The sequence below is a fragment of the Arthrobacter saudimassiliensis genome (assembly GCF_059090665.1).
Window position 1 is genome coordinate 1,018,847 of the sequence record NZ_JBNHFX010000001.1, and the last position, 19,095, is coordinate 1,037,941.

Genomic DNA, 19,095 nt, shown 5'->3' on the forward strand with positions numbered 1-19,095 from the left:
GTACGGCAGGGACACGCGCCCCCGCGCTGACGGTTCTTCAGCGGGCAACTGCGAAGGCGGCCCGGGATATTCCGCGGCGCGGGGCACGTCACACAGCGGCGCACTGCCTCCGGTGCTCTGCCAATGACACGACCTGACTGGGTGCCACGCCATAGCGCTGCCGAAAAGCGCGGGTAAAGGTGCCGGCATCCAGGAACCCCGAGGACAGGCACGCCGTCTGCACAAGGTGGCCCTGCTCCAGCATGGTTTTGGCATGCTCCAGCCGGACGCGGCGGATTTCGGCCGCCGGGGAGGTTCCGGCGTCGGCGAACAGTGCCTGCACCGAGCGGATCGACAGGTGCGCCGCGGCCGCCACGTCGGCCGTGCTGAATTCCGGATCGGCGAACCTGGAAGCGATGGTCTGGAACAGGGCGTCGCGCAGCTCGGCACGCGCCTGGGAAGCGGGCCTGCGAGACGCCGGATTTTGCAGGCGCGGCTCGCCCGGGCGCACTTCAGTGCCGTGAGCCGAGTGGAAGCTGAGCAGCGTCGCGCTGCCGCCGTTGATGCTGCGGGTCGACCAGCGCACCTGGCGTGCGTCCCCGGCCCGGGTGACGAACCATTCCCAGGCAGGGGCCCGGCCCCGGGACCCGACAATGGGGCACTCATGCTCCGGATAGGCGGAGCCGTCGGGGCGGTGGCGGTGCAGCAGGTCGTGGCTGGGACCGCCGACGACGTCGTCCTCGCCCCGGTAGCCGAGGAAGCGGATTGCTTCCTTGTTGGCCAGGGCGACGCGTCCCTGCGAGTCGATCACCCACAACGGCATCGGAGCCTCCAGGACCACCTGCGCATGCAGGTCCAGCTGCCGCCCCGCTCCGTTTCCGCCCGTGTCCCACTGCATGTTCTTGACGTTAGGGACGCACGACGGCGGTGACGTTGCCCCGTTGTTTCACGCATGTAAAAGAGCGGTTCACCTGCGCGTTTTGCGCGGTGGTCTGCGCAAAAAGCCTGCCTCCGGCCCCGCCGCCGCTTTTACGTTGAGTTCCGAGACATCCGCCCGGATGCGATCCAACGAGGAGGCAAAAATGACGAACTGGAACACCACCCGCGACCAGGCGACGATCAAGGTGCGCACCGCCGTCGCCCGTTCTGATTCATCCTGGGCGGACCTCGCCGAGCAGCTGGACCGGCCGCTGCTGTGGACGATCGCCGCCCTCCTCGGGTCCCATCCGGTGCCGCGGGAGCTGGCGGAAAAGGCCGGTGACCTGCTCGATCTGGACGAGGAGACCGTTCTCGCCCTGCAGGAGCAGCCCTACCGGATCGCCGGGGATTCGCTCAAGGATGATCCGACCATCTACCGCTTCTATGAACTGCTGGCGGTCTACGGACCTGCCCTGAAGGAAGCCATTCACGAGGAGTTCGGCGACGGCATCATGAGCGCCATCAACTGCAACGTCGAACTGACGCGTCGCCAGGATCCCGAGGGCGACCGGGTGCGCGTCATCATCGACGGCAAATTCCTGAAGTACCAGTGGTGAGGGGCGCGCGATGAGTTATGTGATTCCCAAGGACTTTGCGGTCCGGATGATTGACGCCGGGCAGGCGAAGGTCGCCCTGTCCACCCGGGACACCCTGATCCGCAGCTACATGGCCGGGGCCATCCTGGCCCTCGCCGCGGCGTTCGCCGTCACCGTGAGCACCCAGACCGGGTCGCCGCTGCTCGGCGCGGTCCTGTTCCCCATCGGGTTCTGCATGCTGTACCTGCTGGGCTTTGATCTGCTGACCGGGGTGTTCACCCTGGTGCCGCTGGCCTGGCTGGACCGGCGCCCGGGCGTGACGTGGAAGTCGATGCTCCGCAACTGGGGGCTGGTGTTTCTCGGCAACTTCGCCGGCGCGCTGACCACGGCCGTGATGATGGCCATCGTCTGGACCTACGGCTTCTCGGCCGAGGTCAGCGAGGTGGGCCAGGCCATCGGCCACCTCGGCGAGGGCCGCACGGTGGGCTATGCGGAGCACGGGGCAGCCGGCATGCTGACGCTGTTTGTGCGCGGGGTGCTGTGCAACTGGATGGTGTCCACCGGCGTCGTCGGCGCCATGATGTCAGACAGCCTGGCCGGCAAGGTGATCGCGATGTGGATGCCGATCATGCTGTTCTTCTACATGGGCTTCGAGCACTCCGTGGTGAACATGTTCCTGTTCCCGATCGGCCTGATGCTTGGCGGCGAGTTCACACTGATGGATTACCTGATCTGGAACGAGATCCCCACGGTGCTGGGCAACCTGGTGGGCGGCCTGACGTTCGTGGGCCTGATGATCTACCGCACGCATGCCCGGACCGCGCCGGGCCGCCAGTTCGCGGCGACGGTGAAGGTCTAATCCGAACGGAGAACGACGACGGCGGGCCGGCGTCCGGGGGCGGAGCTTCCGGACGCCGGCCCGTTCTTCTCTTCAGCCGACGGCTCTGTGGAGGTGTCACACCAGGCGAGAGCCGGCCGGATCCGCCCGCTCACTGGCTGCGAGGTACTCCTGCGGCAGGACGGTTCCGCTCCGGAACCCGCGGACGGTCAGGTAGATCCCCAGCGACGCCTCCCAGAGAATCTCCGGCAGCGTGAACAGGGCCGAGGGCGCCGAGGTCTGCCCGTAGGCGCCGAACAGCACGGCCAGCCCGGAGACCGACATCAGCGGCCCGCCGATCAGGCCGAACAGGGCCATCGGCCGCGGCACCAGGTGCGAGCGGTACATCAGGAACCCCAGCAGCAGGCCGTTGCCAATGCCGACGACGAATCCAGGCCCGAGCAGGAAGGTCCAGCCGTGCACGGCCACCAGGGCCTGGGCCGCCACCGGCAGGTAGGCGGCGCCGTCGCCGCCGGCGTCCTGGCGCAGGCTGACCACGGCCAGCACGCTGAGGATCCCGACGGCGATCAACGCGCATTCCATGATCCGCGCCGCCACGTAGCCCAGCGCGGCCGTCTCGCTCCAGCGTCGCAAGACGGGAAAGAGGACGACGGCGGTGCCGATGTTGCTGATGATCAGCACCAGCTCGCACACGGCGCCCCAGAGGATTCGGGCGTCCGTCCCGGGGCCGGTGACGTAGCCGGGGTCGGTGAGCAGCGGCGCGTAGAGCAGGGCGCCGGTGATGGCGGAGACGAAGGTGATCAGGAACAGGATTCCTGCGGTGCGGGCGGTGCTCTGGGAGGGGTTTGTACAGCGGGGACGCGCTGGACGTGAGCGGCTCGCTAGCTACAGTTGAATCCGCTCAGGTCCGTAACGGTACTATTCGTCATCGCCCAGCATGGACATGCGGTATTCGCATTCCGCCATCTGTTCCTCGATGGCTCCAGCCTCCGCTTCAATGAGATCGAGTCGTTTTCGAAGGACCGCCCTCTTATAGCTGTCATTCTGGAAGCGCAGAGCGTTGCCCAGAGAGGCTCTTCGATCTCCTAGCAAGGTCAGCTTTTCCTCCAACGCACTGTATTCTTCGCGTAAAGCCGCTCCGATACGTATCGCCTGTTCATGGCGTAGGTCACCCCTAAATCTCTTCGGACCGGATCCTAGTTGGTGCGTGATTCTACGATGTTTGGAAGGTCCGGCTGGCCGAAGGTCATCTGATTGAGACACAGAGAATTGTTCAGCCTTTTCGCTGAAACCAGTATCTCTCAGCAGGCTCCGCACAGATTCTTCTAACTGGGAAGATTGAGTCTCGGTGACCGCAGCTGTCATATCTTCCTCCGCTGCCCTAACCAGTCTACTTTGGTCAGCTGTGCCAGGCCCATCGGACATCAACCGGTTATAGAACTGGCCACTGTTCAGAATAAGTACGTCTTGACCCGTTTCGGATCTGAATTCCTGGATGAGCTCGGGACGAGGGGCAATCGACCTCTTCTTGTCATCCTTAAGCCACCAGTCGGGCTTGTCATCGTCAGTTACAAAGATGAAATCCGTCTTCTTTTCACTCGCCTCATCAAGAAGCTGGCGCCATAAAACATAATCACCGTACTTTCGGGGTCCAGCTTTAGTTTTGGTATCTTCATAGCCTGGAGGGATTTCCTTCTCGAACCTGTGGGCAGCATCCTCATACGCCTTCTCCAGGGTTTCAGGCAAGGGTTTGGAGCCAACACGCCCGGCGAACAGGTCAGCAATACGCTGAAGAAGGCCATCATGAGTATGGTGGTGAGTTTGTTGGGCGATTTCCTGTGACTCTGCCTCTAGCTGTTCCTTGAGTGCCTTCAAGTTTGTTTCGACTGCCTCCTGTTGGGAGGAGGACTGCAACCTAGACTTCTTCGCTGTTTTTCGCAGGTCATTCAAGAAGTTATCAATGTTTTTGATCCTCTCTTGGTGTGCAACCGTTTGCTTGGAACGTTCAACGTGGACGTTGCGATGGAACTCGAGACCTATTTGGTATGGGATCCACATCTGATTCCTGCGGGACTCTAGCGCAGTTAGGTAAAGATCGGAGGTGGACGGCAGCACTTTGTAGAGGGAAAGTAGGACATTCGCATCCAGGGCAATCCTGCCGCCCGCCCAAATCTTATTCGCTTCATCAAACGTCGCCTGATAATAGCCGCGGAAAAGGTCTCTCACTCTTACCCATTCTTCTGTGAACCGTTATGGTCAGTTATTCGTCCCGATCATGCCTACTCGCAGCACATTGCGAGCGAAGGCCCGTCGTGCCTCAAGTCATGCCGGACGCGGCGATGACAGGCAGACGAAGGCAGACAGTACCGCGAGGAATCTTGCCGCGGCTGTGCAGCTTACCTCACCCAGGGCTTGCTCCCGGTCTCGACCGCACGGGCTAATCGATGGGTGGGCTAATATAGGTGCGGCTCGCCAAGGGCCTATTCCGAGCCGGAATAGGCGTGCGGTCCTGGCCGAGGACCTCCTCTACGCCCACAACAGGACCCCTCGAAGTACCGCACAGGTTTTTACGCGGAAGACCTCTCATCTATCGATGTAGTTGAATGCCAATCGCAATCTTTTCAGTACCATGATCAGCGTCATCCCAAGGTGGGAGAAGGCGAAAACAAGCGGAGGTGTCCATAGCCAGGTCAATTCTGCATCCGATTCGCCTCCGGCGGTAGCAGCTACTATGAGAACTGTTGACAGCGCAACTGACAGAAGGACCGCATACGTAACATTCATCCGAAGACTGGTCACCACTTCTTTCACATCGTGCGCGGAGTCGAAGGCGCCCTCGTCCTTTCGCAAAGCCACGGTAGTATCGAACATCAACACCAAAAGTGCAAACAACAGCGCCGTCAAAATCGCCATGCCAGAAATGAGATTCGAAACACCACTTAGGTTTATTCGAACCACAAGAAACGGCATGCATAGAGCTAGTGGCCAGCCGTACTGCGAAGTGACTGCTCGTCGGATGCGCCGCCGTGACTCCTCCACTCCGACGGCGGTACTGAAGGTCTCCAAGTGGTCCTTCACGATCTGAAAGAGCAACGTCCTCTTGAACCGCACCCAAGGAGTAGCCATTTCAGGAGGGCTCTGCCGCTATCTTAGATTCTTCGCCAACACTGTCCAACCACCCCTCGGTCAGTTTCACCTGAAGATTGGAGAACATACGCGCTGCGTGTGCATCCCAAACCTTTAGAAGGTCACCCTTTGCCAACCTTACAGATGTCTCGTAGACAAACTGGGGCATCGAGTCCCCTTCTACAACGAAGTTACGTTCCGGTTTCTCCACCCCAAGTGCCACATCGAACCTAGAGGTTTCCAAGCCCTGCCGGTTGACCGGTGACTTTTCTTCCAGTTCCTTGCGTAAATCACTGCTCAGTCCCTCTAATTTGTCGAGAGCTTCCAGCTGCCCCTTCAGCCTCTTGTATTCCGCCTCATCTTGAACAGTGAATGATGCTCGATTGGCCTTCTTATATCTCGGCCGGCCGTCAGATCCTGATTCTTCGTCAAGGACACGGCGCCTAGCCTCTAGGTCGGCAATCTCGGGCAGCAGTTTGAGCGTCTCACTCTTCCTATGCACCCGCCTTAGAATTACCTCTTTAATCTGATTACTCGCGCGCTGGAGTGCCGTTCCCGTGGTAACTATCCGCACGACTGTGTCTTCAACGGTTGACGCATCAGTGGTTCCATCAGGAGAAGACAGAACTTCAGATATGCGGAGGACCTGCTGATCGGCAAGGTCCCTTTCCCAATCACCCGCTTCGGCAAACGCCTCGAGGCGCAGCATCGCCCGAAGCTCCAGGGCGGCCTCAACTAGAACTTGGTCGTAAAGCAGCGCCTTCAGATGCCTTCCCCCGACACGTTCGACGAACAACAGCCCGAAGTAGCTTCCCTTTGGAATGTAGAGTTTTGCATGGAGGCCACTGAGGAGCGCGGTCGATTCACCCGTCTCTACCGATTCTTCCGTCTCGGTATTATAGGTTTCACCATTCCCGCCCTCGGGACCCTTATTGATCCTCAACGCTACAGCGCGCTCTTCCTTGTTTACTTCTTTGACGCGAAACCCTTCCGCGGACTCAGGTAGAGGGTGATAACCCTTGCCAAGCCGGCCTACTACGTCACCTACTTCTCGAAGCAGGTCTCCTCGGCTCAGCCCGCAGGAATCGAGCCGATAGAGAGCACGAGCCCGGTTCGGAATGGACGCCCTTACCAGAAATACCAAGTACCCGAAGGTAGCCATTTCCCCCCCCATAGAGATATGTGCCTTAAAGGCAATACAGCATCATACGCTGTTGACAAGCGCCTCGTCAGATGCCTACACCGCTCTGCCCGTTCGCGTACGCCACCATGCCTTGACGTGACCCCGCCCACACGGCACACTGGATCATATACGATTTCGTACTTGATTCAGGAGGGACCGTCAGCGCAATGGAGCAAGTCACCCAGCAGATGCTCGACTCGGCCGGCAAGGTCATCGCCGTCCACATCAACTACCCCTCCCGCGCCGCCCAGCGCGGCCGCACCCCCGAGCAGCCCAGCTACTTCCTCAAGCCCGGCTCCTCGCTCGCCCTGACCGGCGGCACCGTGGAGCGCCCGGCCGGCTGCGAACTGCTCGGCTACGAAGGCGAAATCGCCCTGGTCATCGGCAAGACCGCCCGCCGCGTCACCATCGAAGACGCCTGGAGCCACGTCTCCGCCATCACCGCCAGCAACGACCTCGGCGTCTACGACCTGCGCTGGGCCGACAAGGGCTCCAACCTGCGCTCCAAGGGCGGCGACGGCTTCACCCCCGTCGGCCCCGGCCTGATCGACGCCGCCGCCGTGGACCCCGCCGCCCTGCGCATCCGCACCTGGATCAACGGCGACCTGGTCCAGGACGACACCACCGCAGACCTGCTCTTCCCCTTCGCCCGCCTCGTCGCGGACCTCTCCCAGCTGCTCACCCTGCAGCCCGGAGACCTGATCCTCACCGGCACCCCCGCCGGCGCCTCCGTCGCCGTGCCCGGCGACGTCCTCGAAGTCGAGGTGGACGCCCCCGCCGTCGGCCTGTCCACCGGCCGGCTCTCCACCACCGTCACCGAAGGCACGACGCCGCTGGCCACCTTCGGCGCGCAGCCCAAGATCGACGACAAGCAGCGCGAGGAGGCCTGGGGCTCCCTCGAAGCCGCCGGCCTGCCCGCCAAGGAGGAACCGGCGTCGGCCCTCACCCCCGAGCTGAAGGCCAAGCTGGAATCCGTGGCCACCGCCACCCTGTCCTCACAGATGCGCCGCCGCGGCCTGAACAACGTCTCCATCGACGGGCTCACCGGCACCAAGACCGGCCGCAAGGTCGTCGGCACCGCCCGCACCCTGCGCTACGTGCCCAACCGTGAAGACCTCTTCAAGTCCCACGGCGGCGGCTACAACGCGCAGAAGCGCGCCATCGACTCCGTCCGCGAAGGCGAAGTGCTGATCATGGAGGCCCGCGGTGAAAAGGGCACGGGGACCCTGGGCGACATCCTCGCCCTGCGCGCCAAGCACAACGGCGCCGCAGCGATCATCACCGACGGCGGCGTCCGCGACTACTCCACCGTGGCCGGCATCGACCTGCCCGTCTACTGCGCCAACCCGCACCCGGCCGTGCTCGGCCGCCGGCACGTGCCCTGGGACACCGACATCACCGTCGCCTGCGGCGGCGCCACCGTCCAGCCCGGCGACATCATCGTGGCCGACGACGACGGCATCCTCGTCATCCCGCCGGCCATCGCCGCGGAGCTGGTCGAGGACTGCATCGAGCAGGAGCGCCAGGAGGAGTTCATCGCCGAGCAGGTCAAGGCCGGACACTCCGTGGACGGGCTGTACCCGATGAACCAGCAGTGGCTCGAGAAGTACCAGGCCTGGCTGGACGGGCAGTGACTCCCCCGACGACGGCCAGCAAGTCCGAGCAGGCCTACCAGACGGTGCAGGCCCGGATCTCCTCCGGAGAATACGGGCCCGGCTACCGGCTGGTGCTGAGCCGGATCGCCGATGACCTGGGCTGCTCCGTGGTCCCGGTCCGCGAGGCGATCCGCCGGCTCGAGGCCGAAGGCCTGGTCCGCTTCGAACGCAACGTGGGCGCCACCGTCACCGGCATCGACCCCACCGAGTACCTGTACACCATGCAGACGCTCGCGCTGGTCGAAGGCTACGCCACCGCGCTCTCGGCCCCGTTCGTCACCGCGGCGGACCTCGCCGCGGCGCAGGCGGTGAACGAGGAGATGCGGGCCTGCCTGCAGGACTTCGACCCGGTGCGCTTCACCGAGCTGAACAAGGCGTTCCACTCGGCGCTGTTCACCAACTGCCCGAACCCGCACATCCTCGACCTGGTCCACCGCGGCTGGAACCGGCTGGGCGCCCTGCGCTCCTCCACCTTCAGCTACGTGCCGGGCCGGGCGCACGAGTCGGTCGCCGAGCACGAGAACCTGCTCCGGCTGATCGAGGACGGCGCCGCACCGGACGACGTCGAGCGCGCCGCCCGCGCGCACCGCGCCGGCACCCTCGAGGCGTACCTGAAGCACAACCGGCTCGACCCGCAGGCCGGCCGCTAGGCCGGCGCCAGCACAGACACACCCGCAAGAACACAGACCCCACCGGAAGCATCAAAGGAGAGACTCCCATGGCTGAGCACTACGTGCCGGACAACCTGCCCAACCACATCCAGCACTTCATCAACGGCAAGTTCGTGGACTCCGCGAACGGCGCCACCTTCGACGTGCTGGATCCGGTCACCAACAAGACCTACGCCACCTGCGCCGCCGGCCAGAAGGAAGACATCGACGCCGCCGTCGCCGCCGCCCGCGAGGCGTTCGTGAACGGCCCGTGGCCCACCATGAAGCCGCGCGAGCGCGCCCGCATCCTCAACAAGATCGCCGACGCCGTCGAAGCCCAGGAAGAGCGCCTGGCCGAGATGGAAACCTTCGACACCGGCCTGCCGATCACCCAGGCCAAGGGCCAGGCCCGCCGCGCCGCCGAGAACTTCCGCTTCTTCGCGGACCTGATCGTCGCCCAGTTCGACGACGCCATGAAGGTTCCCGGCGCGCAGATCAACTACGTCAACCGCAAGCCGATCGGCGTCGCCGGCCTGATCACCCCGTGGAACACCCCGTTCATGCTCGAGTCCTGGAAGCTCGCCCCCGCGCTGGCCACCGGCAACACCGTGGTGCTCAAGCCCGCCGAGTTCACCCCGCTGTCGGCCTCCCTGTGGGCGGACATCTTCACCGAGGCCGGCGTCCCGGCCGGTGTGTTCAACCTGGTCAACGGCCTGGGCGAGGAAGCCGGCGACGCGCTGGTCAAGCACCCGGACGTGCCGCTGATCTCCTTCACCGGCGAATCCAGCACCGGCAAGCTGATCTTCCGCAACGCCGCGGAGCACCTCAAGGGCCTGTCCATGGAACTCGGCGGCAAGAGCCCCTGCGTGGTCTTCGCGGACGCGGACCTGGATGCGGCGATCGACTCCGCCCTGTTCGGCGTCTTCTCCCTCAACGGCGAGCGCTGCACCGCCGGCTCCCGCATCCTGGTCGAGCGGCCGATCTATGACGAGTTCTGCGAGCGGTACGCCGCCCGCGCGAAGACCATCGTCGTCGGCGACCCCCACGATCCGAAGACCCAGGTGGGCGCCCTGGTGCACCCCGAGCACTTCGAGAAGGTCGCCTCCTACGTGGAGATCGGCAAGTCCGAGGGCCGGCTGCTGGCCGGCGGCGGCCGCCCCGAGGGCCTGGAGGAGGGCAACTACATCGCCCCCACCGTGTTCGCCGACGTCGCCCCGGACGCCCGGATCTTCCAGGAGGAGATCTTCGGCCCGGTCGTTGCGATCACCCCGTTCGATTCGGACGAGGAGGCGCTGGAGCTGGCGAACAACACCAAGTACGGCCTGGCCGCCTACATCTGGACCCAGAACCTGAAGCGCGCGCACACCTTCGCGCAGTCTGTGGAGGCCGGCATGGTGTGGCTGAACAGCCACAACGTCCGTGACCTGCGCACCCCGTTCGGCGGCGTGAAGGCCTCCGGCCTGGGCCACGAGGGCGGCTACCGGTCCATCGACTTCTACACCGACCAGCAGGCCGTGCACATCACCCTCGGCGAGGTGCATACCCCCAAGTTCGGCAGCGACGACGCCGCCAAGATCGACTACTGACCCGCTCGCTTTAGCTTCAAAGGAGAACCATCATGAGCACCCCCGTTCCCGTTCCCTCCATCCAGCCGCCGGACATCGTCCGCTGCGCCTACATGGACCTGGTCGTCACCGACCTGGAGCGCTCCCGCAAGTTCTACGTGGACCTGCTCGGCCTGCACGTCACCTACGAAGATGACGAGGCCATCTACCTGCGCTCCTTCGAGGAGTTCATCCACCACAACCTGGTGCTGCGCAAGGGCCCGATCGCCGCCGTCGCCGCCTTCGCCTACCGGGTGTGCACCCCGGAGGACGTGGACGTCGCCGAGCGGTACTACCAGGAGATGGGCTGCCGCACCGAGCGGCGCAAGGACGGCTTCGCGCGCGGCATCGGCGACTCGGTCCGCGTGGAGGATCCGCTGGGCTTCCCCTACGAGTTCTTCTACGAGGTGGAGCACGTCGAGCGCCTGACCCAGCGCTACGACCTCTACTCGGCCGGCGAGCTGGTGCGCCTGGACCACTTCAACCAGGTCACCCCCGACGTCCCGCGCGGCCGCGCCTACCTGGAGAACCTGGGCTTCCGCGTCTCCGAAGACATCAAGGACTCCGAGGGCACCACCTACGCCGCCTGGATGCACCGCAAGCACACCGTGCACGACACCGCCCTCACCGGCGGCGACGGCCCGCGCATGCACCACGTGGCCTTTGCGACCCACGAGAAGCACAACATCATCCAGATCTGCGACAAGATGGGCGCGCTGCGCATCTCCGACCGGATCGAGCGCGGCCCCGGCCGGCACGGCGTCTCCAACGCCTTCTACCTGTACATCCTGGATCCGGACAACCACCGCGTGGAGATCTACACCCAGGACTACTACACCGGCGATCCGGACAACCCCACGGTCACCTGGGACGTGCACGACAACCAGCGCCGCGACTGGTGGGGCAACCCGGTGGTCCCGTCCTGGTACACCGAGGCCTCCCTGGTCCTGGACCTGGACGGCAACCCGCAGCCGCTGACCCAGCGCACCGATTCCTCCGAAATGGAGGTCACCATCGGCGCCGACGGGTTCTCCTACACCCGCGCTGACGAGGACGGGTCCGAGAAGGGCTTCAAGGTCGGCTCGCAGGTCTAGCTTCGGCTGAACCGCGGACGACGGCGGGAGGGACGGCAGGTGCCGTCCCTCCCGTTTTCGTTGGGGCGGACGGCGCCTCTGTCCCCGCCGGACCTCTCCCCACACCAGGGGCGGTTCATTAGACCCGCCCGTCAGCCCCTTCTCGGCTAGGCTCAGGCCTGTACCAATCCGTATCCGGGGGAAGAAGCGCGTTGAATATGGCCGGTCTTGGAATTGTCTTCCTGCTGCTGCAGGTCCTGATTGTCGCTTTCTTCCTGTACTGGGTGATCCGGTTGGGCGTAAAGCACGGGGTGCGGTCCTACTACGAAGAGGCAGCGCGGGCCGCAAAGCCCGCAGATAAGACCGGACCTTCGTAAGGGCAAAGGTGCTGTAGGTTACGACGGTGGAAAATGACACCCTGCAGCTGCGGACCGCCACCCTGACCGATGACGCTGAACTCGCCCGGATGAACGCCTCCGCCTGGACTCCGGAAATTGAGGTCGTTCCGGCCGAAGGGCCCGATAAGCCCTTCTTCGCCGACCACCGCCGTGTGGAAGATGTCATTGTGGCGGCGGACGGGGACACCCTGGCCGGGTTCGCGCACCTCGCCCGCCACGTCCGGGTCACCAAGAACGACCATGTCCTGCACCTGAACTGCCTGGTGGTCGCACCGGGGCAGCGCGGGCGGGGCATCAGCCACCGGCTCATGGAGGCAGCCATTGAAGAGGCCCGACGGCGGGGCGTGCGGAAGCTGGGCCTGCGGGTCCTGTCCACCAACACCGTGGCCCTCGAGCTGTACCGACAGCACGGCTTCGTCGAGGAAGGACGGCTCCGCGAGGAGTTCCGCCAGCCCGACGGCGGTTGGGCCGACGACGTGTGGATGGCCCTGTTCCTCTAGCCACCCCGGTAGGGCCCCGTCGTCGGCCCCCGCCTTATTCAGCGTGCCGGTACATGACCATGCCCGCGTGATAGAGCACGTCGTTCCGGAACTCCCCGTCAGCGGAAAACCCGGTGTCGTCGCGGTAGTAGATCATCGAGCCCTCGATCCAGTAGGCGCCCCGGTAGGCCGCCTCACGGTTGCCCCGGGCCTCGACGTACCGGCCCTCGGGCAGCAGGCGCTGCCGGATGGCCCCGTCCGCCGTGACCCACAGGCCGGCAAAAGGGTGCTCGGCTCCGGTGCCCGCGCTCATCGGGCGCCCGCCCGGCGGACGATGTCGTCACGGGAGGCCGTGACTTCGCGGCGCAGCGCCTGCAGGTCCTCCCCCACCAGCGCACCGGCCCATTTCCGCGGCCGACCGGCCACCAGGACGGTGTCGATGTTCCGGGCGTCCGCACCGAGGACCAGGGTACCGACCGCATCGTTCAGCGGCATGTTGTTGATGTCGTCGGCACGGACGATCAGCAGGTCCGCCTGCTTGCCCGGCGTCAGGGATCCAGTCACGTCCCCGAGTCCGTTGGACTTCGCGCCCTGCAGGGTGGCGAAGTCGAGGACGTCCCGGGTGCTGATCCGGCTGCGCGGCGGCGCGGCAGAGCCGTAGACGGAGTTGACGGCGCGCATCCGCTGAATCGCGTGCAGGGTACGCATCTGCGTGAACATGTCGTTGGCCAGGGCCACTTCGACGTCGATGCTCAGCCCCGGCCGGATCCCGGCTGCCAGCGCCTCGTCGACGGCGGGAACCGCCGTTTCAAGCCCGATCTGCGCATCCGACGCGGGCGCCAGCGAAACCGTCACCCCGGCGTCGCCCATCGCGGCCCAGGCCTCCGGGGTGAGCCCGGTGGCGTGGATCAGGGTGAGCGTGGGGTCCAGGATGCCCTGCCGCGCCCACTGCAGGATCGCCGCCGACGACGCCGCCCCGAAGACGGCGTCGATGCTGGTCCAGGCGCCCAGGTCGCGGGCGACGGCGGCCAGCCCGGGACCGTACGCAATGTGGTCTCCGGCGATCTCATCGGTGGACAGGGCGGCGAGCCGCAGCGTCACCAGCCCGTCGCCGGTGCCGTGGAACCGGCTCATCAGCCGCTCCAGGTCCGCCGGCCACTGCCGGTCCCAGTCCCCGAAGTGCGGAGCCATGGACGCGTGGACACCGCGGATCCCGGTGTCCAGCAGCGCGTGGATGGCCGCGTCCGAGTGCGCGCCGGTGCGGGAGTTGTGGGAGAAGTCGAGCAGCGTCGTGATACCGGCGTCGAGGGCGGTGAGCGCCGCCAGCCGGGTGCCGACGTACATGTCATGCGGAGTGTAGGCGGGAGCGACGCCGGCCAGCGTGGACATGACGTACTCGCCCAGATCGGTGACGTCGGGAATACTGCGGCGCAGCTGCGCCTGCCAGGCGTGCCGGTGGGTGTCCACGAAACCGGGACTGACAATCGCCCCGCGGGTGTCGACCGCCAGCGCCGCGGCCGCATCGGCGGCATGGTTGGGGTCGGAGCGCAGGTCGGCCCCGATCGCGGTGATGCGTGAGCCGGTGAGCAGGACGTCACCGGCAGCGAGGTCCGGCACGTCCGGGTCCATGGTGACCACGGCGCCGCCGGTCAGCAGGATCGGCCGGTTCTCGGTCCGGGCCCGGGAAAAGTCGTTCAGGGAAGCAGTGTTCATGGTGTTCTTTCGGTGTGAAGGGAGCCGGGACTGCGTCAGGCACGGTGGAACGTGTAGCCGGCGTGCAGCAGCGTGTCACCGGAGAATTCTCCGAAGGCCCAGAATCCGAGGTCGTCGCGGTAGTCGATGCGGTTGCCGCTGATCCAGTACGCGCCCTGGTAGGCGTGTTCCCGCCCGCCGCGGGTTTCGTCGTAGCGGCCGTCGGCGGTCAAGTGCTGGTGCACGAAGTCGTTCTCATCGATCCAGGTCCCCAGCCGGTTCTCCGGGATCTCGACGCCGGGGCCCTCAGCGGGCGCGGCGGGTCCGCAACCATCGCCGCCGGCCCGGGCAGCGGCCTCGACGGGGCGGCCGTTCCAGCGGCACACCACGCCGTCGATGACGACCGTGACGGCGGCGTGGGGGTCGGCACGAAAGGCCTGGATGGGATCCGATGCCGCAGTCCCGGGAAGGATCGCGAAGCTGGCCGGGTTGCCCGGCGCGATCGCGGTCGGCGGCCGGTGTCCCGCCGGGCGCAGACCGGCGGCCTGGGCCAGATCCAGCACCAGGGGGACGATCGCAAAGCCGGCACAGTCGATGACGACCGCCCCGTCGTCGTCGGCGGCGGTGAGCAGGCCCGGGCCGATGCCGACTATGCGGTCGCCGCCGAGCAGGAGGTCTCCAGGCGCGAAATCGCCGATCAGGGGGTCGGCGGTGATGATGCGGGCGTTGCCGAACAGCAGCGGATGCCGGCCGGACGCCGCGTGGATGGCGTGCAGCAGCTCGGGGGTGAAGGGAGTGGACATGTGTTTTCCTAACCGTGAAAGCGTTCGCAGTTCCAACGGGTTCGAGTCTTCCGCCGGGCGGCGGCCGCAACCAGACCGCTCTGGACCAGGGTGCGGCACGGCCTGTTTCACGCCGTGGCAAGGACATAGTGTTCTGGCATGAGTTCCAGTGATTTGGGGGTTTTCCTCAAGGCCCGCCGCGGCCACGTCCAGCCGGCCGACGTCGGCATCCGCGCCCAGCGCGGGCGCAGGGTTGCGGGGCTGCGGCGGGAGGAGGTGGCCATGCTCGCCGGCGTCAGCGTGGACTACTACGCCCGGCTGGAGCAGGGCCGGGAGAAAAACCCGTCCCCCTCCGTTCTGAACGCCCTCGCCGGGGCGCTGAACCTGGACGCGGATCTGCGCGAGCATGTGTTCCGGCTGGCCGGTCTGGCCCCGACCCCGTGGCAGCCTGCGGACGACGCCGTGGATGCGTCGCTGCTGGACCTGCTCGCCGCGTGGCCGCACACCCCGGCGCTGATCATCAACCGGCAGCTCGACATCCTGGCCCGCAACGACCTGGCCGCCGCCCTCTACTCGGGATTTGCCCGGGCGGACAACCTCGTCCGGATGACGTTTATCGACCCGTTCGGGCGGAACTTCTTCACCGACTGGGACCGGGCAAGCGAAACCTGCGTGGCGAACCTGCGGCTCGCGCTCGGTGATGCCGGCGCACAGGAGGCCGTGCAGGCCCTGGTGGCGGAGGCCCACGCCGCCAGCGCCGAGTTCCGGGCCCTGTGGAGCCGCCACGATGTGCGCGGCAAAACCGGGGAGGCCAAAGCGTTCCGGCACCCGGCAGTCGGGGATCTGCTCCTGGACTACAATGCCTTCGATGTCCGCAGCGCGCCCGGCCAGCAGCTGGTGGTCTACCAGGCTCCGGCCGGAAGCCCGAGTGCGGAGAAGCTGCAGCTGCTCGGTTCGCTGGCCGCGTCGACCCCGGCCACTGGCTGACAGAGGCCGCCTTCACGAGCTGGCTGCCTGCGGGCAAGCCCCGGCCGGGGTTCCCAAAGTCACCCACTTTCCGTATATTGCTTCGCATGCGAAATAACAGCACGACGTCGGCCCTCAGCGAGCGGGTCAGGATTCCGGTACCCGCCGGCGGCGCCGTCGTCGGCACCCTCCGGCTGCCCGAGGCCGGTGAGCCGACAGCCGCCGTGGCCATCCACCCGGCGACCGCCGTCGCGGAACGGCTCTACACCGGGTTCGCCGGCTACCTCGCCGAGCACGGGTTCGCGGTCCTGACCTACGATTACCGCGGCACCGGCGCCTCCGGCAGCACCCGCGCCCACCGGCGGCTGCGGATGCGGGACTGGATGAAACAGGACGTCCCCGCCGTCGCCGGATGGCTCGCCCAGCGGTTCCCGGACCTGCCGCAGCTCGCCGTCGGGCACAGCATCGGCGGCCACGCCCTGGCCCTGGCGAACGGGTCGGCGGACCTGCGCGGCTTCGTGGCCGTCGCGTCCCATGCGGGCGTTACCCGGGCCATTCCGCAGCGGCGGGAACAGCTGCGCGTCGGGCTGATCCTGCGGGTGATCGGCCCCGCCACCGCACGGCTGCTCGGGGCCGTGCCCGGACGCCGGCTCGGCCTGGGCGAAGACATGCCGGCCGCCGCGATGCTGGAGTGGAGCCGCTGGTCCCGCCGCCCCGGCTACTTCTTCGACGACCCGAGCATGGACGCCGACGCCCGCGCCGCAACCGTCACCACCGACGTGCTGGCCATCGGATTCAGCGACGACCTTTGGGCCACTCCCGGGCAGATCGATGCGATCTACGGCCGCCTGCCCAACGCCCGCGTGGAGCAGCGCACCTACACGCCCGAGCAGGGCGGCGTGCCGGCCATCGGGCACATGGGCTTCTTCCGCCGCGGGCTGCGCGAGAGCCTGTGGCCCGACGTGCTGGACTGGCTCAGCGCCCGGGCGCAGGCACCGCAACAGTGAGCGACGGCGGGCCGGCGCGTGGGCCGGATGGGGGCGGTCCGGCGCCGCGGCCCGACGGCGGGGGCAGGCGTCCGCCGCGGCTGGTGTTCCTGACCCTGTCCGCCGGAAGCCGCCTACGCCGCTGGATTGCCGCCCGCGGCGAAGGGCGGGGCCTGTCCGCTGCGGCCTGCGGCGTGCTGCTCTACGTCGCGGCGAACCCAGGCGCTTGCACCGGGCAGGTCGCCGCCGCCGTCGACGCCTCCCCCGCCGGGCTGAGCGGCCTGCTGGCGCGGATGGAGAAGGCCGGGCTGCTCACCCGCACTCCGGACCCCGCCGATCGCCGGACCATCCGGCTGGACCTGACCGACGGCGGCCGCGAGGCTCTCGCCGCCGTGCGGTCCTCGCTGCAGGAGCTGAACGGGCACATCACCGCCGGGTTCACCGCGGAGGAGCTGGGCGTCGTCGCGCGCTGGCTCACTCACGTCGGCCGGGTGCTCGATTAGCTGGCCTGCGTGCACCCGGGCCTTCAGGCCCGGCGTCGCTTCCGCCTACCGGGAGCGTCAGCTGGGCGGGGAGTCCACGCCGAGGGGCTGGTCCCGGCTGGCCAGGTACTCGGCGTTGCCGCGAAGCGCTGGCTTGTACCGGTTCAGGTCCTCCGAGTCGACGAGGTCCGCGAGGAGCGACAGGACCACGGCCAAGGCACTGCTCGTCCTGCCCGCGGCATGCAGTGTCAGCGCTTCGAAGGCCCCGAGGGAGGCCGAGGTGGGAAACTCCTCCCGGGCACGTGCGAACACACCCAGCGACTCGTCCAGCCGCCCGGTGTTGCGGAGCGTGCTGCCGTATTGCAGCAGGCACCGCCGCCGTTCGTCTCCCGATAGTCCGGCATCCAGCGCACGTTCATAGAAGTCGAGCGCCAGGGTCTCGTTTCCGGCGGTGTCATAGGCTCCGCCGACCTCGTACAAGACGCGTGGGTTTTCGGGATGCCTCTCGTACAGCGGCAGCAGCGCCCGGATGGTGGCTTCCATGTTGGACCGGTCCCGCGCCGCGAAGATGCGGTCCAGCTCGCCGTACAGCTCTGTCGTCATGCCGCCCATAATGGCAGCTCATCTACGTGGGCCGTCCTTCTACGCCTCCGGGTTGGGGCGGGCAAACGCTATTACGGCCCGCTCGACGGCCCGCATCTGCTGGAGGATCCCGATGTGGTCCTTCAAGGCGGACCGGGTGCTGCACCTGAACTATGGGGTCCGCCGCTGATCGGCCGGCGAAACGCCGAGCCAACTCCACTGTGACGTAGGTTAAACCCATAAACACGGACGCGCACGGCGCGCCCACGGCCGGCACCGCAGGGGGAATGAGGCATGACCACGGGACTCGACCCGCACGACATGGGCGTTTGGACCGCTCCGGACCAATCGGTGTCCATCACCGAGGAAGAGCTGCTCAAGGCACTGGAGCTGTTCCACGGGCTGGACTGGGCCGAGTGCCCGCTGGGGCCGGCCGCGGAACGTGACCCCGACGTCCGCACCTCAACGATGATGGCGCTGCTGCTCACCGCCATGGGACAGTCCGTTCGGCGGGTCCAGGAGATGAGCCAAAATCCGTGGATGGTCACCGCCGCCAACTCGGCCCTGAAGGTCTACGCCAGGTGGAAGGAGTACCAATAGGCCCCTGCGACCAGTGAAGTCGGACAGGTAGGCGGGCAAGGCCAGCTTGAAAGCGTCTGGTTCATTACCACCGCGTTGTCCGGGCTGAGCTCAGGATTCCTGTCCGGCCGGGAGCAGCGACGCCAGAACCGCCTGAAACGCCGGGCTGGGACGAATCGACACCTTGTCCTCCGCCATATGTGTGAGCTGCTCGTAGCCGGTTCCGTTCCACCAGTAGACGTGCGGGCTCACCGGTCCGGGGGCATTCAAGTGTCCATTGGCCGCGAAGCGGGCCATGCCCTGCATCGCACCGATGCCGGCGGCGTCTTCGACGACGTGCCAGGCAAGCTGATGTCGGTTGGGTACGGTCATAAGCCAGCCGAGGTCTTCGCGGACGGCTTTGCCCGTGAGCTGCGTGGCCAGTCCGGGAAGGAGCATGGCCCGGCTCGCTGTGTAGAAGGAACTGCCGGACAGGCCCGTGAACGAACTGCCTCCCGGCCCCTCGATCGTTTCCAGCTGCTCCACCT

At 66.4% G+C, this 19,095-nt stretch carries 22 protein-coding genes; 12 read left to right on the forward strand and 10 right to left on the reverse strand.

The window, feature by feature from the left end; translation table 11 throughout:
• Positions 1-88: 88 nt before the first annotated feature.
• Positions 89-877: a helix-turn-helix domain-containing protein gene (locus tag AC5RV6_RS04785; protein ID WP_494006132.1), complete on the reverse strand. Its 789-nt coding sequence runs from the start codon at positions 875-877 to the stop codon at positions 89-91.
• Positions 878-1,061: 184 nt separating this feature from the next.
• Here AC5RV6_RS04785 and cynS point away from each other — a divergent pair, with 184 nt between their 5' ends.
• Positions 1,062-1,514: a cyanase gene (gene cynS, locus AC5RV6_RS04790; protein WP_494006133.1), complete on the forward strand. Its 453-nt coding sequence runs from the start codon at positions 1,062-1,064 to the stop codon at positions 1,512-1,514.
• Between the two features lie 10 nt (positions 1,515-1,524).
• Positions 1,525-2,352: a formate/nitrite transporter family protein gene (locus AC5RV6_RS04795; protein ID WP_494006134.1), complete on the forward strand. Its 828-nt coding sequence runs from the start codon at positions 1,525-1,527 to the stop codon at positions 2,350-2,352.
• Between the two features lie 96 nt (positions 2,353-2,448).
• On the opposite strand, the gene AC5RV6_RS04800 is transcribed toward AC5RV6_RS04795, so the two are convergent.
• From AC5RV6_RS04800 to AC5RV6_RS04815, 4 genes are all read right to left on the reverse strand, one after another.
• Positions 2,449-3,144 carry a DUF4386 domain-containing protein gene (locus tag AC5RV6_RS04800; protein WP_494006625.1) on the reverse strand — a complete coding sequence of 232 codons (696 nt, stop codon included), beginning with the start codon at positions 3,142-3,144 and terminating at the stop codon, positions 2,449-2,451.
• Positions 3,145-3,249: 105 nt separating this feature from the next.
• Positions 3,250-4,557 carry a PIN domain-containing protein gene (locus AC5RV6_RS04805; protein WP_494006135.1) on the reverse strand — a complete coding sequence of 436 codons (1,308 nt, stop codon included), beginning with the start codon at positions 4,555-4,557 and terminating at the stop codon, positions 3,250-3,252.
• A gap of 357 nt (positions 4,558-4,914) precedes the next feature.
• Positions 4,915-5,244, reverse strand: coding sequence for a hypothetical protein (locus AC5RV6_RS04810; RefSeq protein ID WP_494006136.1), 330 nt, complete (start codon positions 5,242-5,244; stop codon positions 4,915-4,917).
• A 214-nt stretch (positions 5,245-5,458) separates the two neighbouring features.
• Positions 5,459-6,619: a hypothetical protein gene (locus tag AC5RV6_RS04815; RefSeq protein ID WP_494006137.1), complete on the reverse strand. Its 1,161-nt coding sequence runs from the start codon at positions 6,617-6,619 to the stop codon at positions 5,459-5,461.
• A gap of 188 nt (positions 6,620-6,807) precedes the next feature.
• On the opposite strand from AC5RV6_RS04815, the gene AC5RV6_RS04820 reads away from it, so the two are divergent.
• From AC5RV6_RS04820 to AC5RV6_RS04845, 6 genes are all read left to right on the forward strand, one after another.
• Positions 6,808-8,274: a fumarylacetoacetate hydrolase family protein gene (locus AC5RV6_RS04820; RefSeq protein ID WP_494006138.1), complete on the forward strand. Its 1,467-nt coding sequence runs from the start codon at positions 6,808-6,810 to the stop codon at positions 8,272-8,274.
• The gene (locus AC5RV6_RS04825) at positions 8,271-8,945 is read left to right on the forward strand and encodes a GntR family transcriptional regulator (protein ID WP_494006139.1); all 675 of its coding nucleotides are present in this window, start codon (positions 8,271-8,273) and stop codon (positions 8,943-8,945) included. Before AC5RV6_RS04820 ends, AC5RV6_RS04825 begins: the two co-directional genes overlap by 4 nt.
• 68 nt (positions 8,946-9,013) lie before the next feature.
• A complete protein-coding gene (gene hpaE, locus AC5RV6_RS04830) occupies positions 9,014-10,531 on the forward strand; it encodes a 5-carboxymethyl-2-hydroxymuconate semialdehyde dehydrogenase (protein ID WP_494006140.1) in 1,518 nt (505 codons plus the stop codon).
• A 32-nt stretch (positions 10,532-10,563) separates the two neighbouring features.
• Complete coding sequence (hpaD, locus tag AC5RV6_RS04835) at positions 10,564-11,643, forward strand: 3,4-dihydroxyphenylacetate 2,3-dioxygenase (RefSeq protein WP_494006141.1); 1,080 nt, start codon at positions 10,564-10,566, stop codon at positions 11,641-11,643.
• Between the two features lie 197 nt (positions 11,644-11,840).
• On the forward strand, positions 11,841-11,999 hold the full coding sequence (locus tag AC5RV6_RS04840; protein WP_494006142.1) for a hypothetical protein: 159 nt from the start codon (positions 11,841-11,843) through the stop codon (positions 11,997-11,999).
• Positions 12,000-12,025: 26 nt separating this feature from the next.
• On the forward strand, positions 12,026-12,520 hold the full coding sequence (locus tag AC5RV6_RS04845; RefSeq protein ID WP_494006143.1) for a GNAT family N-acetyltransferase: 495 nt from the start codon (positions 12,026-12,028) through the stop codon (positions 12,518-12,520).
• Positions 12,521-12,554: 34 nt separating this feature from the next.
• Here the strand turns inward: AC5RV6_RS04845 and AC5RV6_RS04850 are convergent, their stop codons facing one another.
• The 3 genes from AC5RV6_RS04850 to AC5RV6_RS04860 are packed head-to-tail and all read right to left on the reverse strand — an operon-like array spanning position 12,555 to position 14,994.
• Entirely contained in the window at positions 12,555-12,812 is a 258-nt protein-coding gene (locus tag AC5RV6_RS04850) for an Atu4866 domain-containing protein (protein ID WP_494006144.1), read from the reverse strand.
• Entirely contained in the window at positions 12,809-14,212 is a 1,404-nt protein-coding gene (locus AC5RV6_RS04855) for an amidohydrolase family protein (protein ID WP_494006145.1), read from the reverse strand. The genes AC5RV6_RS04850 and AC5RV6_RS04855 overlap by 4 nt, the downstream gene beginning before the upstream one ends.
• Before the next feature lie 35 nt (positions 14,213-14,247).
• Positions 14,248-14,994, reverse strand: coding sequence for an Atu4866 domain-containing protein (locus AC5RV6_RS04860; protein WP_494006146.1), 747 nt, complete (start codon positions 14,992-14,994; stop codon positions 14,248-14,250).
• A 138-nt stretch (positions 14,995-15,132) separates the two neighbouring features.
• On the opposite strand from AC5RV6_RS04860, the gene AC5RV6_RS04865 reads away from it, so the two are divergent.
• The 3 genes from AC5RV6_RS04865 to AC5RV6_RS04875 all read left to right on the forward strand — a co-directional run bounded on the left by AC5RV6_RS04865 (position 15,133) and on the right by AC5RV6_RS04875 (position 17,428).
• Complete coding sequence (locus AC5RV6_RS04865) at positions 15,133-15,960, forward strand: helix-turn-helix domain-containing protein (protein WP_494006147.1); 828 nt, start codon at positions 15,133-15,135, stop codon at positions 15,958-15,960.
• 86 nt (positions 15,961-16,046) lie between these two features.
• A complete protein-coding gene (locus tag AC5RV6_RS04870) occupies positions 16,047-16,946 on the forward strand; it encodes an alpha/beta hydrolase family protein (RefSeq protein WP_494006148.1) in 900 nt (299 codons plus the stop codon).
• Positions 16,947-17,029: 83 nt separating this feature from the next.
• Positions 17,030-17,428 carry a MarR family winged helix-turn-helix transcriptional regulator gene (locus tag AC5RV6_RS04875; protein WP_494006149.1) on the forward strand — a complete coding sequence of 133 codons (399 nt, stop codon included), beginning with the start codon at positions 17,030-17,032 and terminating at the stop codon, positions 17,426-17,428.
• A gap of 57 nt (positions 17,429-17,485) precedes the next feature.
• On the opposite strand, the gene AC5RV6_RS04880 is transcribed toward AC5RV6_RS04875, so the two are convergent.
• A complete protein-coding gene (locus tag AC5RV6_RS04880) occupies positions 17,486-18,010 on the reverse strand; it encodes a tetratricopeptide repeat protein (RefSeq protein WP_494006150.1) in 525 nt (174 codons plus the stop codon).
• Between the two features lie 273 nt (positions 18,011-18,283).
• Here AC5RV6_RS04880 and AC5RV6_RS04885 point away from each other — a divergent pair, with 273 nt between their 5' ends.
• A complete protein-coding gene (locus tag AC5RV6_RS04885; RefSeq protein WP_494006151.1) occupies positions 18,284-18,589 on the forward strand; it encodes a hypothetical protein in 306 nt (101 codons plus the stop codon).
• A gap of 90 nt (positions 18,590-18,679) precedes the next feature.
• Here the strand turns inward: AC5RV6_RS04885 and AC5RV6_RS04890 are convergent, their stop codons facing one another.
• Positions 18,680-19,093 (reverse strand): hypothetical protein, encoded by a 414-nt coding sequence (locus AC5RV6_RS04890; protein WP_494006152.1) that lies wholly within the window; start codon positions 19,091-19,093, stop codon positions 18,680-18,682.
• Positions 19,094-19,095: the final 2 nt, after the last annotated feature.